Source organism: Saccharopolyspora antiqui, assembly GCF_052246905.1.
GTDB lineage: Bacteria > Actinomycetota > Actinomycetes > Mycobacteriales > Pseudonocardiaceae > Saccharopolyspora.
In genome coordinates this window covers 175,741-193,259 of the sequence record NZ_JBQQBO010000014.1, presented here as the reverse complement: position 1 = coordinate 193,259, position 17,519 = coordinate 175,741, and the positions used below count along the sequence as shown (strand labels likewise).

Annotated in this window: 18 protein-coding genes; 12 read left to right on the top strand and 6 right to left on the bottom strand. The window is 69.6% G+C overall.

Annotated features, from left to right (window positions below; translation table 11 throughout):
• Window positions 1–12: 12 nt before the first annotated feature.
• Together ACTWQN_RS22600 and ACTWQN_RS22595 are read right to left on the bottom strand one after the other, a co-directional pair.
• A complete protein-coding gene (locus tag ACTWQN_RS22600; RefSeq protein ID WP_443205520.1) occupies window positions 13–1,422 on the bottom strand; it encodes a hypothetical protein in 1,410 nt (469 codons plus the stop codon).
• Window positions 1,423–1,620: 198 nt separating this feature from the next.
• Window positions 1,621–2,490 carry a hypothetical protein gene (locus ACTWQN_RS22595; protein WP_443205519.1) on the bottom strand — a complete coding sequence of 290 codons (870 nt, stop codon included), beginning with the start codon at window positions 2,488–2,490 and terminating at the stop codon, window positions 1,621–1,623.
• A 201-nt stretch (window positions 2,491–2,691) separates the two neighbouring features.
• On the opposite strand from ACTWQN_RS22595, the gene ACTWQN_RS22590 reads away from it, so the two are divergent.
• Window positions 2,692–3,891 carry an AI-2E family transporter gene (locus tag ACTWQN_RS22590; RefSeq protein ID WP_443205518.1) on the top strand — a complete coding sequence of 400 codons (1,200 nt, stop codon included), beginning with the start codon at window positions 2,692–2,694 and terminating at the stop codon, window positions 3,889–3,891.
• 59 nt (window positions 3,892–3,950) lie between these two features.
• Here the strand turns inward: ACTWQN_RS22590 and ACTWQN_RS22585 are convergent, their stop codons facing one another.
• Window positions 3,951–5,147, bottom strand: coding sequence for a GGDEF domain-containing protein (locus ACTWQN_RS22585; RefSeq protein ID WP_443205517.1), 1,197 nt, complete (start codon window positions 5,145–5,147; stop codon window positions 3,951–3,953).
• A gap of 174 nt (window positions 5,148–5,321) precedes the next feature.
• Between ACTWQN_RS22585 and macS the strand changes: the two genes are divergently transcribed.
• The 7 genes from macS to ACTWQN_RS22550 all read left to right on the top strand — a co-directional run bounded on the left by macS (window position 5,322) and on the right by ACTWQN_RS22550 (window position 10,686).
• On the top strand, window positions 5,322–6,506 hold the full coding sequence (gene macS, locus ACTWQN_RS22580; RefSeq protein ID WP_443205516.1) for a MacS family sensor histidine kinase: 1,185 nt from the start codon (window positions 5,322–5,324) through the stop codon (window positions 6,504–6,506).
• Window positions 6,503–7,180: a response regulator gene (locus tag ACTWQN_RS22575; RefSeq protein ID WP_443205515.1), complete on the top strand. Its 678-nt coding sequence runs from the start codon at window positions 6,503–6,505 to the stop codon at window positions 7,178–7,180. The genes macS and ACTWQN_RS22575 overlap by 4 nt, the downstream gene beginning before the upstream one ends.
• Before the next feature lie 298 nt (window positions 7,181–7,478).
• A complete protein-coding gene (locus ACTWQN_RS22570) occupies window positions 7,479–7,682 on the top strand; it encodes a hypothetical protein (protein WP_443205514.1) in 204 nt (67 codons plus the stop codon).
• An 80-nt stretch (window positions 7,683–7,762) separates the two neighbouring features.
• Entirely contained in the window at window positions 7,763–7,945 is a 183-nt protein-coding gene (locus tag ACTWQN_RS22565) for a hypothetical protein (RefSeq protein ID WP_443205513.1), read from the top strand.
• Window positions 7,946–8,025: 80 nt separating this feature from the next.
• Window positions 8,026–8,217 carry a hypothetical protein gene (locus tag ACTWQN_RS22560; protein WP_443205512.1) on the top strand — a complete coding sequence of 64 codons (192 nt, stop codon included), beginning with the start codon at window positions 8,026–8,028 and terminating at the stop codon, window positions 8,215–8,217.
• A 128-nt stretch (window positions 8,218–8,345) separates the two neighbouring features.
• On the top strand, window positions 8,346–9,674 hold the full coding sequence (locus ACTWQN_RS22555; protein ID WP_443205511.1) for a hypothetical protein: 1,329 nt from the start codon (window positions 8,346–8,348) through the stop codon (window positions 9,672–9,674).
• Between the two features lie 256 nt (window positions 9,675–9,930).
• Window positions 9,931–10,686: an AfsR/SARP family transcriptional regulator gene (locus ACTWQN_RS22550; protein WP_443205510.1), complete on the top strand. Its 756-nt coding sequence runs from the start codon at window positions 9,931–9,933 to the stop codon at window positions 10,684–10,686.
• A gap of 89 nt (window positions 10,687–10,775) precedes the next feature.
• Here the strand turns inward: ACTWQN_RS22550 and ptsP are convergent, their stop codons facing one another.
• Entirely contained in the window at window positions 10,776–12,416 is a 1,641-nt protein-coding gene (gene ptsP, locus ACTWQN_RS22545; protein WP_443205509.1) for a phosphoenolpyruvate--protein phosphotransferase, read from the bottom strand.
• A gap of 223 nt (window positions 12,417–12,639) precedes the next feature.
• Here ptsP and ACTWQN_RS22540 point away from each other — a divergent pair, with 223 nt between their 5' ends.
• Window positions 12,640–12,921 carry a hypothetical protein gene (locus ACTWQN_RS22540; protein ID WP_443205508.1) on the top strand — a complete coding sequence of 94 codons (282 nt, stop codon included), beginning with the start codon at window positions 12,640–12,642 and terminating at the stop codon, window positions 12,919–12,921.
• A 362-nt stretch (window positions 12,922–13,283) separates the two neighbouring features.
• Here ACTWQN_RS22540 and ACTWQN_RS22535 read toward each other — a convergent pair whose 3' ends face one another.
• On the bottom strand, window positions 13,284–13,613 hold the full coding sequence (locus ACTWQN_RS22535) for a glutaredoxin family protein (RefSeq protein ID WP_443205507.1): 330 nt from the start codon (window positions 13,611–13,613) through the stop codon (window positions 13,284–13,286).
• Between the two features lie 457 nt (window positions 13,614–14,070).
• On the opposite strand from ACTWQN_RS22535, the gene ACTWQN_RS22530 reads away from it, so the two are divergent.
• Window positions 14,071–14,778, top strand: coding sequence for a TetR/AcrR family transcriptional regulator (locus ACTWQN_RS22530; protein ID WP_443205506.1), 708 nt, complete (start codon window positions 14,071–14,073; stop codon window positions 14,776–14,778).
• A gap of 33 nt (window positions 14,779–14,811) precedes the next feature.
• Here the strand turns inward: ACTWQN_RS22530 and ACTWQN_RS22525 are convergent, their stop codons facing one another.
• Window positions 14,812–15,765: a helix-turn-helix transcriptional regulator gene (locus ACTWQN_RS22525; RefSeq protein WP_443205505.1), complete on the bottom strand. Its 954-nt coding sequence runs from the start codon at window positions 15,763–15,765 to the stop codon at window positions 14,812–14,814.
• A gap of 97 nt (window positions 15,766–15,862) precedes the next feature.
• Between ACTWQN_RS22525 and ACTWQN_RS22520 the strand changes: the two genes are divergently transcribed.
• Window positions 15,863–16,417 (top strand): DinB family protein, encoded by a 555-nt coding sequence (locus tag ACTWQN_RS22520; RefSeq protein WP_443205504.1) that lies wholly within the window; start codon window positions 15,863–15,865, stop codon window positions 16,415–16,417.
• Window positions 16,418–16,765: 348 nt separating this feature from the next.
• Complete coding sequence (locus ACTWQN_RS22515) at window positions 16,766–17,386, top strand: GOLPH3/VPS74 family protein (RefSeq protein WP_443205503.1); 621 nt, start codon at window positions 16,766–16,768, stop codon at window positions 17,384–17,386.
• The last annotated feature ends 133 nt before the right edge of the window (window positions 17,387–17,519 follow it).

The following is a 17,519-nucleotide window of genomic DNA, read 5'->3' as shown; positions in this document are numbered from 1 at the left end:
GGCTTCGGGTGGTCAGATCCGGTCGAGGACGACCGTGTCCGCGTTCTCCAGACTGCGCAGCAGGCCGTCCGGAGTGATGCTCGGCGTGGGCAGCGTCTCGCCCTGCACGGCCGTGATGTCCGGAACGCCGCCGTCGAGCACCGGCAGTCCCAGGCCCGCGGCGCGCGAGGTGGCCATCGTCTGGAACGGGTTGTGGGTGACCATCCGGTCCGCCGACGGGATCGTGTCCAGTTCGTCCAGCACCCGGACTTCGGTGTTGGAGTTCAGCGGGTCGCCGGTGAACTCCGGGCGTCCGCTGCGGGGCGCGACACCGTCCAGCGCCGCGGTGATCCGGCTGACCGTTGGCACCGAGGTCTGTCCGCCGCCGAGCGCGTTCAGGTCGCCCAGCACCGGTAGCGGGGCCGCCACGCCCGGGGATTCGCTGCGCTGCACGGTGCCCGGTGTCTTGGACAGGTCGAGCAGGGTGAGCCCGCCGAGTTCCGGGATCTCGTTGACCTTCGCCTGGTGCTCGCCCGGCACTTCCAGCGGCACGAAGTCCGCGCGCGGCATCGGCCCGGTGGCAACCGCCGAAAGCACCCCGGCGAGCACCGCGTGCGGCACGGTGTGCAGGTCGCTGCGCAGACTGGGCAGCTCCGCGGAGGTGAGGTCGACCTGCTCCGGCACCAACAGCAGACCCGGGTTCTCGTGCCGGGCCTCGTCCTGGCCGCGCGAGAGGGCGTCCTCCCACAGCTCGACGATCCCGTTGGCCGGTCCGAAACCGTCGAAGTACACCAGGTCGTCGTGCGGGATCACCAGGTCTGCAGGGACATCCAGGACCGCACCATCTCGAAAGGCACCCCCGTCCAGGGTGTTGGCACCTCCTTGGATCACCTCGCCGATGGGACCGGCCCAGCTCAACGAGCGGTGGAAGCCCTCGGCCGGGGTGACCGGGCGGTTCCCGTCGAAGGGCGGCAGGCCGGGCGCGGTGGCCAACGGCCGGGCGGCGGCCGGGTCGGCGACCCAACCGGCCAGGTGCAGCGGTTCGGTCCGCGGCGAGTCGTGCCAATGCGAGTCGTGCCAATGCGCGTCGCTCAGGGCCGGGATCTCCTGGGTCTGCTCGTTCTCGACGGCGGGCAGCAGGTCGTGCATCGGGTCGAGAGTGCCGGTCAGTGCGGTCACCGGGTAGCTGGTTCGCGTCTCCACCAGCGGGGCGTTGTACTGCGTTCCGATGCTATCGGGGAACAGCTCACCCGCGAAGCACCGATCGGCAGGCACCGTATCGTCTCCGAGCTCGTCGAGTACGGGGGGGAACACCGACTCGCCCAGCGGGGGGGTCGGGCGCTCCGGGCAGGTCTGGCTGGCGGATGCGACCCCCGTGCCGACGGCCAACATGCCACCAGTGACCAGCGCGGCTTGCACACCGCGCTTCGCCCAAGTCTGCATGGATCTCTCCTTCACAAGGCTTCCCCGCTCGGGGGAGAAAAATCAACGGTGGGCGCCACACCGTCACCGGAATTTGATCAAGTGCGACGGCGGGCTTTCGGGAAATGCGTTCTGGGTTGCGCGCGCGGCGGGATTTCGGTTCGCGGCAACGTGATTCGTCGCCGGTGCCGCGCCGCTGCGAATCAGTCGGGGCCGGAATCAGTCGGGGGTGGTGCCGGGCTGCGGTTCAGGCACGCCGAGCAGCGCTCGGGCGGTGTCGCAGGTCGGCGCGCCGGCCGGAGCTGGGTCGCCGTCCGGCCCGGCCGGGTACCAGCCGAGCGCGGTGTTGTTGTGCTGGTGCCCGTCGCCGGTTCCGCCGCAGCCGGGCGAACCGGGCGGCGCGGGCAGGTTGAACGGGGTCGAGCGAGCCGGAAGCCCAGGGGATTGCGCCGGGTTCGGGGCGCGCCGCCCGGCGACCGACTCCGCTTTCTCGGCCGACCGGTGGTGCTCGATCAGCTGCGGCGCCGGGGCGCCCGGTGGCGGGCCCGGCAGCGGCGCCTGCCATGCGGGCGGCACGGCGGCGGGCTGCTGCGCGTCGGTTTCCCCGGACAGCAGGGGCTTTCCCAGGTCTTCCAGTCCACTGTCGACAGACGTGGACAAGGTGCTGGCCTGCGCACCGGTGATCGACAGCGCGCTGTCCGCGACGTGCCGGACCTCAGCCGTGGAGTCGCGCAGCGCGGCGCGCACCGGGTGGGTCGCCGCTAGCAGCCGCCCCGCCGGACCGGAGCGGACCAGCTCGACCGGATCCAGGTGGTTCAGCGAGAACTGGGCCGGACTGGACTGGGCTGGACCGGACTGGGCCGGACCGGACGGATCGGTGGTCGCCGCGTCGGTCGCCGGTTGTGCGGGCGAGGAATCCGGGGTGTCAGCGGATGCGGCCGAGCGCAGGTCCGCGGCGTTCGCCGGTCCTGCGGTGCCGATCAGCCAAGCCGCGGAGGTTCCGGCGACCGTCGCGCCCGCCACCACGAGCGCACGGGTCAGCAGCCGCCACGGTTGGGCGGCTCCCGTCCTGCGTTCGCGGCGGGACATCTCGGTGCCAGAACCTCCTCGGCTTTGGGCGACTCCCCACTGGAGCTCGTCCTCCTCGCGGACCGGACTCTTTCAAAACAACCGCCAATTCCGTAAGCACAGCGCGACACCTTCGCTACATCGTGTTACTGGTGATCCAGTCCGGTAGCGCCCGGTGGTCATTTCGCCCCTCGGTTTCGCGGTCGGCGCTACGGTGGCAGGGTGAACGACTTCAAGATCACCACGCGGGATGATGCGGCCACATCGATCCCGCGCGTGCTGCGGGTTTCGGCCGCGCTGAGCTGGCGGGCGCTGGTGGTCCTCGGCGCCGTGTACGTCCTCGGATTGATCGTCAGCCGGATCTACGTGGTCGTGATCCCAGTGGCCATCGCGCTGCTGCTGGCCGCGCTGCTGGCCCCGCTGGTGTCCGGGTTGGCCCGCCGCGGCGTGCCGCGCGCGGTGGCCACGGCACTGGTGCTGATCGGCGGGCTCGTGGTGGTCGGCGGTGTCCTCACCTTCGTCATCAACGCCTTCATCCAGGGTTTCCCGGACCTGCAGCGCCAGGTCATCGCCAGCCTCAACCAGCTCAGGGACTGGTTGGCGTCGGGGCCGCTGCACATCAACGAGCAGCAGATCAACCAGTACCTGGCGCAGGCCCAGGAATGGCTGGCGGCCAACCAGGCCGCGCTCACCAGCGGCGCGTTGTCCACCGCGGGCACCTTCGGCAACTTCCTGACCGGGTTGGTGCTGGCGCTGTTCACGCTGATCTACTTCCTGCACGATGGCCGCCGGGTTTGGCTGTTCGTGATCCGGCTGGCGCCGATGGCGACGCGCCACCGGGTCGATGTGGCGGGCTGCCGGGGCTTCGCCTCGCTGGTCGGCTTCGTGCGGGCGACCGCGCTCGTCGCGGTGGTCGACGCCCTCGGCATCGGACTCGGACTGGTGTTCCTTGGTGTTCCGCTGGCGATTCCGCTGGCCGCGCTGGTGTTCCTGGGCGGTTTCGTGCCGATCGTCGGTGCGGTGGCCTCCGGTGCGGTCGCGGTGCTGGTCGCCCTGGTGACCAAGGGCCCGATCATCGCGCTGATCGTGGTCGGCATCGTGCTCGCGGTGCAGCAGCTGGAGGGCAACGTGCTGCAACCGCTGATCCTGGGGCGGGCCGTGCAGATCCACGCGCTGGGCGTGGTGCTGGCGATCAGCATCGGGCTGGTGGTCTCGGGGATCGTCGGTGCGCTGCTGGCGGTGCCGATGGTCGCGGTCCTGAACTCCGCGATCCGGTCCCTGACCGCCGAGGAGGAACCGGCCGAACCACCGGCACCCACCGACCGCGAAGAAGCCGAACCACCACCAGGTGAAGCGGAAACCCCACCCGACGAAAGCCCGAACGGGGCCTCCACCGACCCGCCTCGCAACTCGGAGGTGTGAGCGGCTCGCCTCACCCGCGCAGCGGTCGAATCCGGCACAGCCGCGTCGGCCCGAGCTCGTCAGGCGAGGGTCACCGCGTTGCGGCCTGCTGATTTGGCTGCGAGCAGGGCTGCGTCGGCGGCGACCAGCAGGTCGGTCAGGTCGTAGCCGAAGCGGACCGTGGTGGCCACGCCGATGCTGACCGTCAGGCCGTCCAGCTCGCGGTGCTCACCCCGGGTGTCGCGCGCCGGGACGGAGAGCGCGGCGGTCGATCGCCGGATCCGGTCGGCCACCGTGCACGCCAGGTCTGCTTCCGTACCGGGCAGCAGCACCACGAACTCCTCGCCGCCGAAGCGACCGACCACATCGTCGCGCCGCACGCTGCTGCGCAGCATCATCGCGACCGCCGCCAGCACGGTGTCGCCCGCGAGGTGCCCGATCTCGTCGTTGACCCGCTTGAAGTGGTCCAGGTCCAGCAGCAGCAGCGAAACGGGTTGGGCGCGCGACCGCGCCCGGTCGAGTTCGGTGCGCGCCAACCGTTCCCAGTGCACCGCGTTGGCCAGGCCGGTCTTGCCGTCCCGCTGCGCCGACCGCCGCCACTGCGGGAGTTGGCTGGCGAGGTCCAGCAGGACCAGCGGCGGACCGGCCAGCAGCGCGCTGCTCGGCTCGCGGCTGACCGCCACCGCCAGCAGTCCGCCGAGGCTGGCCGCGACGATGCCCAGCAGCACGTCGATCGGCTCGCCCAGCACGTCCTGCCGGGCGGCGTCGGGGTTGCGCAGCCGGATGCCCAACGCGACCAGGACGGCCCGCACCAGCAGCAGCACGGCCCCGGCCAGCACGAACAGCACCGGCCCCCACCGGGGTTCGTCCCAACCGAGGACCAACCGGGCCGACAGCGTGGCGATCGTGGTCGCCGCCGTGGTGAACAGCCAGCGGTGCAGTTCCGGGCGGCCGTCCAACACCCCGTGCAGGGTCGGCCCGAGCAGCAGCAGCACCAGCAGGCTCGGTGGCAGCGTGAGAATTCCGGCGGCCAGGTAGGCGATGTGCATGGTCCACGGATTTCGCCTGATCTGCCGTCGCACGTTGATGGACACCGAGGTGATCACGATGACCGTCCCGGCGGTGACCGCCAACATCGCGAATGTCACCAGTTCGTGCGAAAACGGCGCGCGGCTGGTCAAGAACACCAGCACCACCAGCGCGAGCGCCACCACCTGGATCGCGAGCGCGTAGGCGATCGCCGCTGGCCGAAGGCGCCACAGCAACCACCCGCGCACCAAGCTGATCACCTCCCGCGAGGAGCCTTGCACAGCGTGCCGACATGCCGCAGCGCGCGACTCGGGCAATTCCGGTCGATGCTGGTCGTGATCACAAACACGCAGAGTGCTCGATCCGGCGGTCTCTGCCGGGCCTCGATGTACGGCAGGATGGTCCGCTGGGAAGGAGCGAATGTGGGCAGTCCGCAACCGTTGTCCAGCCAACCGCACGTGACCGACGGGCGCTCGCCGTTGTGGCGCGGGCACAACGTGTTCCGCGTGGTGACGTTCCTGTACGCCTGCTTCTGGGTCGTCGCCCAGTTCGAGGAATACCGGCGGCCGTGGTTGGCGCTGGTGGTCATCATCCTGATGGGGCTGTGGACGGTGTTCACCGTCTGGCGCTACTGGACCCGAGCGGGCCGGACGAACCGCATGGTCCTGCTCGACTGCGTCGTGGTGACCGTGCTGTTCCTCAGCAACGAGTTCATCCTTTCCGACTACCAAATGGCCAACGACTTCCCGTCGGTCGTGACGGTGTGGCACCCCACGATGGTCACCGCCGCGGCGGCGCAGTGGGGCATGTTCGGCGGGCTGTCGACCGGGATCATCGCGGCGGCCAGCAACTACCTGATCCGGGGCTACAGCGGCCCCACGATGTCGTTGGACACCTTGCTGCTGGTCGGGACCGGGCTGGTGCTCGGGCTGGCCTCGGACACCGCGCGCAAGTCCACCGAGCGGCTGGCACGCGCGCTGCGCGCGGAGGCCGCGGCCGCGGAGCGGGAACGGCTGGCGCGTTCCATCCACGACAGTGTTCTGCAGGTGCTGGCTCGGGTGCGCCGTCGCGGCACGGAACTCGGTGGGGAGACCGCTGAGCTGGCGAAACTCGCCGGAGAGCAGGAGATCGCGCTGCGCGCGCTGGTCGCGACCACCCCTCGGGAGACCGCGGAGGACGGTGAGACCGACCTCGCCGCGCGGTTGCAAGTGCTGCGCACCAGCCGGATCCACGTGTCGATCCCGGGCAATCCGGTTTGGTTGCCGGAGCCGTTGAGCTCGGATTTGTTCGCGGTGGTGCGGGAAGCGCTGGCGAACGTCGACAAGCATGCCGGGCCGCAGGCCCAGGCCTGGGTGCTGTTGGAGGAGCTACCGGCGGAAGTGGTGCTGACCGTGCGGGACGACGGCCCCGGCATTCCCGACGGCCGGCTCGCCGAGGCGGCCGCGGAAGGCCGATTGGGCGTGGCCAAGTCGATTCGGGGTCGCGTGGCGAGCCTGGATGGCACGATCACGCTGGACACCGAGCCCGACGAGGGAACCGAGTGGGAGGTCCGGGTGCCCCGGCCGAACCCGCCCCCGGCCAAGCGCCGCAGAGGAGGAAAACGATGAGCGAGCCGCCCGTCACCGTGATGGTCGTCGACGACCACCCGATGTGGCGCGACGGGGTCGCCCGCGACCTGACCGAGCGCGGCTTCGAGGTGCGGGCCACCGCGAGCGACGCCGCGTCGGCGCTGCGCATCGCGCGGACCGTGGCCCCCGATGTGGTGCTGATGGACCTCAACCTGGGGGACACCTCCGGGGTGAACGCGACCCTGCAGATCACCCAGGAGATCCCCGGCACGCGGGTGCTGGTGCTCTCCGCCAGCGGGGAGCACAGCGATGTGCTGGAGGCGGTGAAGGCCGGGGCCTCCGGCTACCTGGTCAAGTCGGCGTCGATCGAGGAGCTGATGGACGCGGTGCAGCGCACCGCCGCCGGGGACGCGGTGTTCACCGCCGGGCTGGCCGGGCTGGTGCTCGGCGAGTACCGGCGGATGGCGATCACCCCGGACTCGGAATCCCAGGCGCCGCAGCTCACCGATCGGGAGACCGAGGTGCTGCGGCTGGTCGCCAAGGGGATGACCGCCCGGCAGATCGCGAAGAAGCTGGTGATCTCGCACCGCACGGTGGAGAACCACGTGCAGTCGACGCTGCGCAAGCTCCAGCTGCACAACCGGGTCGAGCTGGCCCGCTACGCCATCGAGCACGGCCTGGACCAGGAAGAGGGCGAACCCTCCGAGTCGTGATTCGCGCTGTGCAAGGCCCGTGAGCCCGATCCGGCTCGCGGGCCTTTTTCATTCGGTGACCGAGATCTGTTCGGAATTTTCCACGTTCACCCGATTCACTGACAAAAGCTCTTGTCGGAGCGGAGTTTTCGCTGCTCAGCCGGACACCACGGACCGTTACCGGAAGGTGTCGCGCCGGTCCCGCGAGATGTCGTGACGACCTTGTGACGGGTCGGTGACGGGTCCTTTGGCGTACTCGTTGCCAGCGGCGTGAAGAAGCCGCACTCGAAATACCGTTTACGCGAACAGGAGCATGATCATGGAGTTTTCGCATGAATCCGCTGAGCTGCTGCCCGAGCGCGAAGCCCTCAACGGCTGGGGTGGCTTTGGCTTTGGTGGCTTTGGCAGCGACATCGCGGCCGTGAACGCGTCGAACACCGCCGTCGCCCTCGGTGGCGGCCCGTTCAGCAGCACGACCGCCGCCGCTGTCCAGAACATCAACGTCTTCCAGAGTGGTTGGTGACGCGCCCTTCGGCGTACTCGTTGCCAGCGGCGTGAAGAAGGCGCACTCGAAATACCGTTTACGCGAACAGGAGCATGGTCATGGAGTTTTCGCATGAATCCGCTGAGCTGCTGCCCGAGCGCGAAGCCCTCAGCGGGTGGGGTGGCTTTGGCAACGACGTCGCGGCCGTGAACGCGTCGAACACCGCCGTCGCCCTCGGTGGCGGCCCGTTCACCAACACGACCGCCGCCGCTGTTCAGAACATCTGCGTCAGCCAGTTCTGAGCGGTCTGAAGTTAACACTCCCGGCCGCCCATCTCAGCTGCGCGTGATGGGCGGCCGGCTTCACCTCCAGGAGATGGAACATGCACACTCTCGATCTTTCGAGCGAGGCCGCGGAACTGCTTCCGCAGCGCGACGCCCTGAGCGGCTGGGGCCTGATCGGCGACATCAACACCGTCACCGCCGTCAACCTGGCGATCGCGATCAACGTGGGTGGCGTCGGCAGCGACGCCACGGCCATCGCCAGCCAATGGGTCGGGGCCAACCAGCTCTGATGGGTCCCGTCTGGCCGGGGGCGAAGCGTTCGCTCCCGGCCAGGCTACGTGCTGGCCGGTTACGTCCTGACCGGGCGCGCTACTGGTGCAGCTCCACCCGCATCTGAACGGGTTCGCAGGAGGATTCAATGTCAGAAGTCACCCAGACCGACCGCGCGCCGCAGACCGACGAGCACGCGGTCGCCCGACTGGCCGACGGGGTGTCGTTGTGCGGGGAGTACGAAGGCGGCGGCTTCGACGAACCGCGCTACCTGATATCCCGCGGTGACGGCCAGATGGCGCTGGTGTCGCGGTTGCTCTACCAACTCGCCACCGAGATCGACGGCACCCGGACGCTGGGCGCGGTGGCCGCGCGGGTGTCGCGGGCCAGCGGCCAGGACGTGTCCGCTGCCGGTGCGGAGTACCTCATCACCGAGAAGCTGCATCCGCTGGGCATCGCCACCCTGTCCGAGCCGATCGTCGAACCACCGAAGGCAGCGCCGCTGCTGGCGCTGGCGATGCACGGGGTGCTCGCTCCTGCCCGGGTGGTGCGCGTGGTGGCCGCAATCCTCGCCCCGTTGTACCTGCCGGTCGTCGTGGTGCTGGTGCTGGGCGGGCTGGTGGCCCTGGACGTGTGGCTGGTCAGTTCTGGCTACCTCGACCTGGCGTTCCAACAGTCTGTGGGCGAGCCGGTGCAGGTCCTGCTGCTGCTCGGGCTGATGATCGTCAGCACGTTGTTCCACGAGGTGGGGCATGCCGCCGGATGCCGTTACGGCGGCGCGAAGCCGGGCGCGATCGGCGTCGGGGTGCTGCTGATCGTGCCCTGCTTCTACACGAACGTCACCGATGCCTACCGGCTGGATCGGCGCGGCAGGCTGCGCACCGATCTGGGCGGGATTTACTTCAACGCGGTGTTCATCCTGGCCATGGCCGGGATCTACGGCTTGACGCACTACCCGCCGCTGCTGGTCTTCATCGCGCTCAGCCACATCCAGATCCTGCAGCAGCTGGTGCCGCTGCTGCGCTTGGACGGCTACTACATCCTGGGCGATCTGGTCGGCGTGCCGAACCTGTTCGGGCAGGTCGGCCCGTTCTTGCGACGCATCATCGGGCGGCGCGGCGGCGAGCCCGCCCCGCCCTCCGGGCTGCGATCGCGAGTGCGGATCATCGTCACCGCCTGGGTGCTGATCGTGGTGCCCGCCCTGGCGCTCGCACTGGGGATCCTGCTGTGGCGGCTGCCGGTCTACCTGTCCAGTGCGTTCACCCGGGGTCACGACTACTGGATGCTGCTGGTTACCGGTGTCGGGCAGGGCGCCTTCTGGGCGTCGGTGCTGGCGGTGGTCTCGATGATCATCCTGCTGCTGCCCTGGGTGGGCGCGGTGGCGTTCGTGGTGCGCGTCGGGCGGCGGATCGCGCGGCGAGTCGCGCGCAACAAGCAACGGAGCATGGGCGGTCGGCATCGCGCGGTGCGCGCCTGAACTGCTCCGCCATTGGGCTCCCACGGGGGGTGTGGGAGCCCAACTCTTGCGCCGTGAAGACTGAAAGTCACCGTCAGTAGTGCAGTAACAACCGACCGGAGCACCCCCGATGGGCAAGGGTGTGGGCCTCCGGTGCCGCTGAGCCGGTCACCGGAACTCGCTGGAGCCGACGCTCACCAACGGCGTCCGCTCCACGCACTGGGCCAAATCCAGGCCTGTCGAGGGGGGAACTATGAGCGGTGGAACTGTGCGTCCGATGGCACGTCGGCGGTCACGCACCCCGGCACAGCCCGACCAGCCGATCCGGCTGACGCTGCTCGGCGGATGGGAACTGCACGCGAATGGTGAAGGCGTGGCGATGTCCAGCAACGGACAGCGACTGCTCGCCTTCCTCGCGCTGCGCGGACGCACCCAACGCGACTACGTGGCTGGCGTGCTGTGGCCCGAGAGTGACGACCAGAGCGCGTTGGCGAATCTCCGGACCACGCTGTGGCGGGTGCGGCAGCGGATCCAGGGCGCGGTGATCAGCGCGCAGCACGAGATCGAGCTCGCCCCGCTGGTGTCGCTGGACGTCGACGGGCTGGTCGCCGCCGGGCGGTACCTGGTGCACCAGGATTCGACGGACTCGCCCGGCGACTGCGCGGAGATCGGCCGCGACCTGGCCGGGCACGAGCCGTTGCTGCCCGGTTGGTACGACGACTGGGTGCTCACCGAGCGTGAACGCCTGCAGCAGTTGCAGGTACATGCGCTGGAGGTGGCCGCGGAGCGGCTGGTGCAATCCCGGCACCTGGCGAGCGCGCTGGAGATCGCGCAGGCCGCGACCCAGGTGGAGCCGTTCCGGGAGACGGCGCACTGCGCGGTGGTCAAGGTGCTGCTGCAGCAGGCCAACCCGGCGCAGGCGGTCCGCCACTACCAGCGCTACGAGCGCCTCCTCGACCAGGAACTGGGCATCGAGCCGTCCAACCACCTGCGCGACCTCGTCCGCCCGGTCCTCGCCCGCGCCCGCGGCTGACCGCGCCGCGCCCAGACGGGGGTGCCAGTTTTAGGGGCCGAAACTGGCACCCCGTTTTTTTGAACTGGCTGATTTCTCGAAATGGCTGGTCAGGAGCCGAGCACGGCGTGCACGGCCGCGCGGGCTCGGGTCGGGGTCGGGGCGGACAGGGCCGCTTCGGCGGCCTGTTGGAAGGTCAGCAGCGGATGCTTGGCGAGGGCCGCGCCGACCACCGGGACGGCCGCGGCGGCCATCGACAGGCTGGTCACGCCGAGGCCCGCGAGCACCCCGGCCAGCAGCGGGTCGGACGCCGCCTCACCGCACACCCCGACCGGTTTGTCGAGCTCCCGGCCGGCGTGACCGACCGTGGCGATCAGCCGCAGCAACGCGGGCTGCCACGGGTCGTTGAGCTCGGCGAGCGCACCCGCCATCCGGTCCGCGGCGAAGACGTACTGGGCGAGGTCGTTGGTGCCGATGCTGACGAAGTCGACGACGTCGAGGATCTCCGCCGCGCTCAACGCGGCGGCCGGGATCTCGATCATCACCCCGGCCCGCGGCAGGCCCGCGGCCCGGACGCGCTCGGCGAACCAGGCGGCTTCGTCGACGGTGGCGACCATCGGCGCCATCACGGAAACCTCGGCGCCGGAGTCGGCCGCGGCACCGGCGATCGCCGTCAGCTGCCGCTCCAGCACGTCGGGCCAGGCGAAGGCGACCCGCAGTCCGCGCACGCCGAGCGCCGGGTTCGGCTCCACGCCCATGTCGAGGAAGGCCAGCGGCTTGTCCGCACCGGCGTCGAGGGTGCGGACGACGACCGGCTTGTCGGCGAACGGCGCGAGCACTTCGGCGTACGCCCTGCGCTGCGTGTCGACCGACGGTTCGTCGTCGGCCGCGAGGTAGCAGAACTCGGTGCGGAACAGGCCGATGCCCTGCGCCCCGGCCGCGAAGGCGGCCCGCGCATCGGCACCCGACCCGACGTTGGCGATGATCTTGACCTGCTTGCCGTCGGCGGTTGCGCCGTGGCCGTTCCACTCGCCGGGGGCAGCGCGTTCGGCGACCTGGACGGCCACCATCTCCTCGGAGGTCTCGACCTGTCCGCTGTCGCCATCGACGATCGCGCCGACCAGGTCGGGCACGCCGAGCACACCGCGAACCGCGACCACGGCCGGAATTCCCAGTGCCCGAGCCAAGATCGCGGTGTGGCTGGTCGGGCCGCCCTCCTCGGTGACCAGCGCCAGCACCAGGGCCGGGTCGAGATCGGCGGTGTCGGCGGGGGCGAGGTCGCGGGCCAGCAGGATGCTCGGCCGGTCGAGTTCGGGCACGCCAGGCGGTTTCATCCCGAACAGTTCGGCGATGATCCGGTCGCGGACGTCCTGGACGTCGCGGGCGCGTTCGGCCATGTAGCCGCCTGCCGCGCGCAGCGCGTCGGAAAAGCCGTTCGCGGCTTCGTAGACCGCGCGCGGCGCGGGCAGCGCGCGGGTGTTCACGAGTTGTTCGGCCTGCGAGATCAGGGCCGGATCGATCGCCATCGCGGCGGTGGTTTCCAGCACTGCCTTGGCATCGCCGTCGACTCGGCTGGCGCGTTGGAACAACCGCTCGGCGACGGCTTCGGCAGCCGGTCGGACGCGGGCCGCTTCGGCGGCCGGATCGGTGGGTGCGGGGGCGGCGGGCGGTTCGGGCAGGGGATCGGCGACTCGGGCGACCGGTCCCGAGGCGCGGCCGGAGCTGACTCCGACACCAGTCAAACGCGACATGGTCTAGACCATACCCTTCCAATTCGCAGTGTGAAGTCGCAATGTGAAGCGATCGTAGGCACCGGTACACCGTTCGGCCTGGTTGCGAAGACCAGCGTGGACACGCGTCGTGACGCCAGTGGTTCTTACGTCGCTCGAATGTCGCAGTGCCGCAATTACTGGTGAGTAACAACTGAGTAGCAGTACGGATCCGATGAGCACCCCAAAACAGCACGCTGTGAGCATGGCAATCAGCACGCAGATCACCGAAACGAACCCGCCCCTCGACTGGTTCGCCGAGCCGCTGGAAGCCGTGGTGAACCTGTTCGCCATCCAACTACCAGTCGCCTCCGGCGACGAGCAGAGCGACTCGGACCCGTCTCCCGGGAACTCCTCGGACAGACCGCCGACGAACGAATCGCCCAGCACGCCCGACTCGATTCCGGGCGAACCCGTGGACACCAGCCAATTCCGTCCCGTGCAGTCCCCGGCCGCTTCGGCCGGGGCTGCCCCGACTCCAGAATGATCGATCCGCCAGCCTCGCCAGAACATCCGCGCCGCGAACGCCAACGGCCCGTTCCCCCGAAATCGGGGAGAACGGGCCGTTCGATGTGCACGGACCGACAGCACGCAGCAGCCGGACAAAGCGATTCACATGACCGGACCACAGTGGATGATCCCGTTCGGGGGATCCACCGTTCGAGCTAATTTTGGGTGGGAGATGGATCTTTTCGGCCTAGCCAAGCGTCAGACTGAATGGGTTGTTGCTCGCCGGTATTCGCGCCACCGACGATCACAACCTGTTGAGGGTCGGCCGTAACGCCCCCCGTGCGGCCGACCCCCAACGAAAAGCTCGGGTGCCTGGACCGGTCGCGGCCGTCCGGGTGATCACGAACCCTTGCGCAGGCCCAATGTCCGCAACGTCCCGTCGACCGGACCGGGCGAGTGCTCGGGCAGCAGGTGCGGCGCGTGTTCACCGACCGCCGAGAGCACGCTGCTCGCCGATGGGTTGACCGCCTGCCAATCGCCGATGACCACGGTCGGCACCGTCTCGTTGCCATCGGCGATGGAGCGCACGGTCGCCGCGGCCGCCGGGTCCTCCCAGATGTTCACCTCGGTGAAGGCCAAGCCCTGCCGCCGAAGTCCGGCGCGCAGCGAGGTGCAGAACGGGCAGCCAGGTCGGGTGTAGACGACGACTTCCGGCACTTCGGCGGTCATGTTGCCTCCTGTGTTCTGCGGGAGTCCGCACGCTTTGTCGCGCGGCACCCGCGCCCTGTCAGTGCTGGTCACCCGCTCGGTTTCCAGCTCGCGTTCCGGTTCGTCTCGTGGCCTGCGGCCTGCTGCCGCAGCGGCCTCGGCGCCGCCTTGCCAAGAGCTTCAACACCGCGGGCACCAAAATCATTCGCACCCACGCCGAGAGATCGGTTTCCACCGGAACCCACCGGCGATGCCGGTATGCCCCGGACGCGAGCACGGCTGGTCCGCTGCTGCTGGTGGTCGACGCCGGTCACCGGTTACCGTCAGGTGAACACCGTCAACACGGGTGAACGCCGTTCATCGTTGGAACCCGCGCGACGGAATCCGGCTTCTGCGCCCGAGCGGAGGACGGGATGCGCCACAATCACGTGCTGCCGATCGCGACGTCGCGATCGGTCACCGGACACAGGAGTGGCACATGACCGAGGTGACTCGGCGCGAGCGGCTTCGCGCGGCCACCGAACTGGAGATCCGACAGCACGCGCGAGGACTGCTCGTGGAGCATGGGCGCGATGCGGTGACGCTGCGGGCGATCGCCCGGGAGCTCGGCATCACCGCGCCCGCGCTGTACCGCTACTACGAATCGCGCGAGGACCTGCTCAGGCAGTTGTGCGACGACATCTGCGCGGATCTGGCCGCCGAACTGCACGTGGCGATGGACTCGGTCGACGAGGAGTTCCTGGCGAAGATCTTCGCGATGTGCCGGGCATTCCGGCGATGGGCGCTGGCGCATCCGGAGGAATTCGCGCTGGTCTTCGCCACGCCGAAGAACGAGCCGGGCAACCGGCAGCACGACCAGTTCGCCGGGGTTTTCCTGGGCATCGTCGGGCCGTTCATGGCCGAAGGCGCGATGAAGGCGGACACCGCGGGCGGCCTGCCGTTCGAACTTCCCGATCTGTCCGCCCACCAGGAGGCGCTGGCGGCGGCGTTCTCGGTCGAAGGCATCGACGTCCCGCCGGAGGCCTTGCGGCCGGACGCGGTGTACTTCCTGCTGCGCTGGTGGGTGCGCCTGTACGGACACGTGGCGCTGGAGGTCTTCGGGCGCTTCCCGTTCGACCTGAAGTACGCCGACCGGCTCTTCGACTCGATGCTGCACGAACTGACCCACGAAATCGGCCTGACCTGACCGGATCGCCGCACCGTTGCCCGCGCTTGCGAACTAGGCCCGGTTGAACCGGGCACCCCAGTTGTGGATCTGGTCGAGCAGTTCAGGCGGGTCGAGGACGCGGAAGTCCGCGCCGGCCAGGCCCAGTGCCATGGTCGGCCAGTCCAGCGAGTCGGCGGTCATGCGCACCCGGCAGTGCTCGGCGTCGACCTCCTCGACCGTGCTCCACCGGCCGATCCGTCCGCGCACCGTGGCGGCCGGGGCGTCGACCAGGACCTCCACCCGGTACGGGCGGGGCACGTTGTCCAGGCCAGCGCGGACGAACTCGGCGGCATCGGCGGCGGGCAGATCGCGGGGCCGGAACCGGGCGCCGGTGCCCTGCGGCTCGGCGAGCCGGTCGGCCCGGAAGCTGCGCCAGTCGTGCCGGGTGAGGTCGTACGCGACCAGGTACCAGCGACGACCGAGGCAAACCAACCGGTGCGGTTCGACGTGCCGGTCGGTCTGCTGGCCGTTGGCGGCGGTGTAGGAGAAGCGCAAGCGTTCGCTGTCCCGGCAGGCCAGCGCGACCGCGGTGAGCGCGCCCGGGTCGACGCCCGCCCTCGCGGGGCCGCCCCAACCGACGGACACGGTCATCGCGCGCAGTGCGTCGACCCGCCGCCGCAGCCGGAGCGGCATCACCTGCGCAACCTTGGCCAGCACCCGCACCGAGGACTCGGCGATGCCCTCCACCGCACCCTGCGCGGCGGCCTGCAACCCAACGGCCAGGGCAACCGCCTCCTCGTCGTCGATCACCAGTGGCGGCAGTGCCGCGCCCGCGGCGAGCTGGTAGCCGCCTTCGACGCCGCGCTGCGCCTCGACCGGGTAGCCCAGCTCGCGCAGCCGGTCGATGTCCCGACGCAGGGTGCGGGGCGAGACTCCCAGCCGCTCGGCCAGTTCGGAACCCGGCCAGTACCGGTGGGTCTGGAGCAAGGACAGCAGTCGCAGCGTCCGGGTGCTGGTGTTCGCCATGTTCTCGATTCTTCCAAAATTCAGGTCAAAAAGTGACCGCTATGCTCCCTAGCGTGGTCCTCGACCGACGGAACAGGAACAACGGAAGGCGAAGACCATGACCGCGCACGAGCTGACCACCCGCGACCTGGCCGACGCGTCGGCCACCGGCGAGCGCGCCGACCTGCTGGCGGTGCTGGCCAAGCAGCGGCACTTCCTGCGCTTCACCACCCGCGAGCTCACCGACGAGCAGGCCGGGCGGCGGACCACCGCGAGCGAGCTGTGCCTGGGCGGCCTGATCAAGCACGTCGCGGCGGTCGAGCGGGGCTGGGCGGACTTCATCGTCAACGGCCCCTCAGCGATCGGGGACTTCACCGCCATGACCGAGGAGGACTGGGCCCGGCGGGACGAGGAGTTCCGGATGCTGCCCGGCGAGACGCTGGCCGGTGTGCTGGCCGACTACGCCGAGGTGGCCCGCCGCACCGACGAACTGGTCGCCGCCCTGCCCGACCTGGACGCCACCCAGTCCCTGCCGAAGGCGCCGTGGTTCCAGTCCGAAGAGCGGTGGTCGGCCCGCCGGGTGCTGATGCACATCATCGCCGAAACCGCCCAGCACTCCGGGCACGCCGACATCATCCGGGAGTCCCTGGACGGCGCCAAATCCATGGGCTGACCAACGATGTGACGCAAGGACGTGCTGCCCCCGCGCCCTCGTACGACCAGTACGAGGTCCCGGGGGCACCTCGCATTGGATGCGCCCATCGGCGAATGCATGAACCGAGCGTCCAACATCCGTGTCGTTCCAGTCCAGTCCGAAGAGGACAGTTCAGTTCGCGGCATCGCGACGGGCCTTGGCCCAGCAGGTTTCGCGGGTGGGCGCGAGCCATTCCACCTAGTTCGCGATGGCGACGTTGATGGTCAGCCCGTGCGACGCATTGCGCTCCTGGCCGGGAACCGGCGTCGGATCCATCCCGTGCCGAATGCCCGCGAAAGGCCGCCAGCAGGCACCGTTTGGCGCACCATGGCGGTTGTGAACCTTTCGCTGTCCGAGCAGTTCGTGTTGTTGGCGCACAAGCCCGCTGGGGGAAGCGTCTTCTCGGGCGACTACGCCGGTGCGGCTGAGCTGGGGGACTTCGTGCTTTGGCGGCGCGTTGAGGTCGCCGGTGGGCGGGTCCGGATCCTCGACGTGCGGCCGACCGGTTTGGCGTGGTTCGACGGTGGACTGGCGATGTTGCGGTCGCTCGCGGGTGCCGGGAACAAGCCCGTGCCAGCGCACAAGTACGTCCTGGCCCGGTCGCCGATCCGCGCCGGGAATGCGTCTGCCCTGGCCACGCATCGTGCGTCGCTCATGCACCGCGACTACGCGAGGTGCGTGCGAAAGCGGGCGCTCGGTGTTATTCCGCGCAAGCGCTATTACCCCAACCCCGACGCGTGGAATGCGTTGCTCGGCGAACTTCGGGCCTTCGCCCGCAACGAACTCGGGCCGGACAACAGGCTCGTGCTCCTCGCGACGCTGGTGTACGCAACTGGTCTGACGCAGTCGCTACCGCTCACCGATCTCGAACGCGCCCAGCTCAAACGGATCAGCGAGAGCACCGACCTGGGCAGAACGGTCCGAGCCTTCGTCGCCTCCTCGGCGTAGTTCTGGACGCTCCGGTCGGCGGAACGGAATTCCGCGATGATGGTTGAAGATTCGACATTTCGCTGCGGATTGCCGGGGTGGCCGCGGCGTGTTTCGGCCATCTTGCCCCCACGCGAGTTGATCAACATCCAGA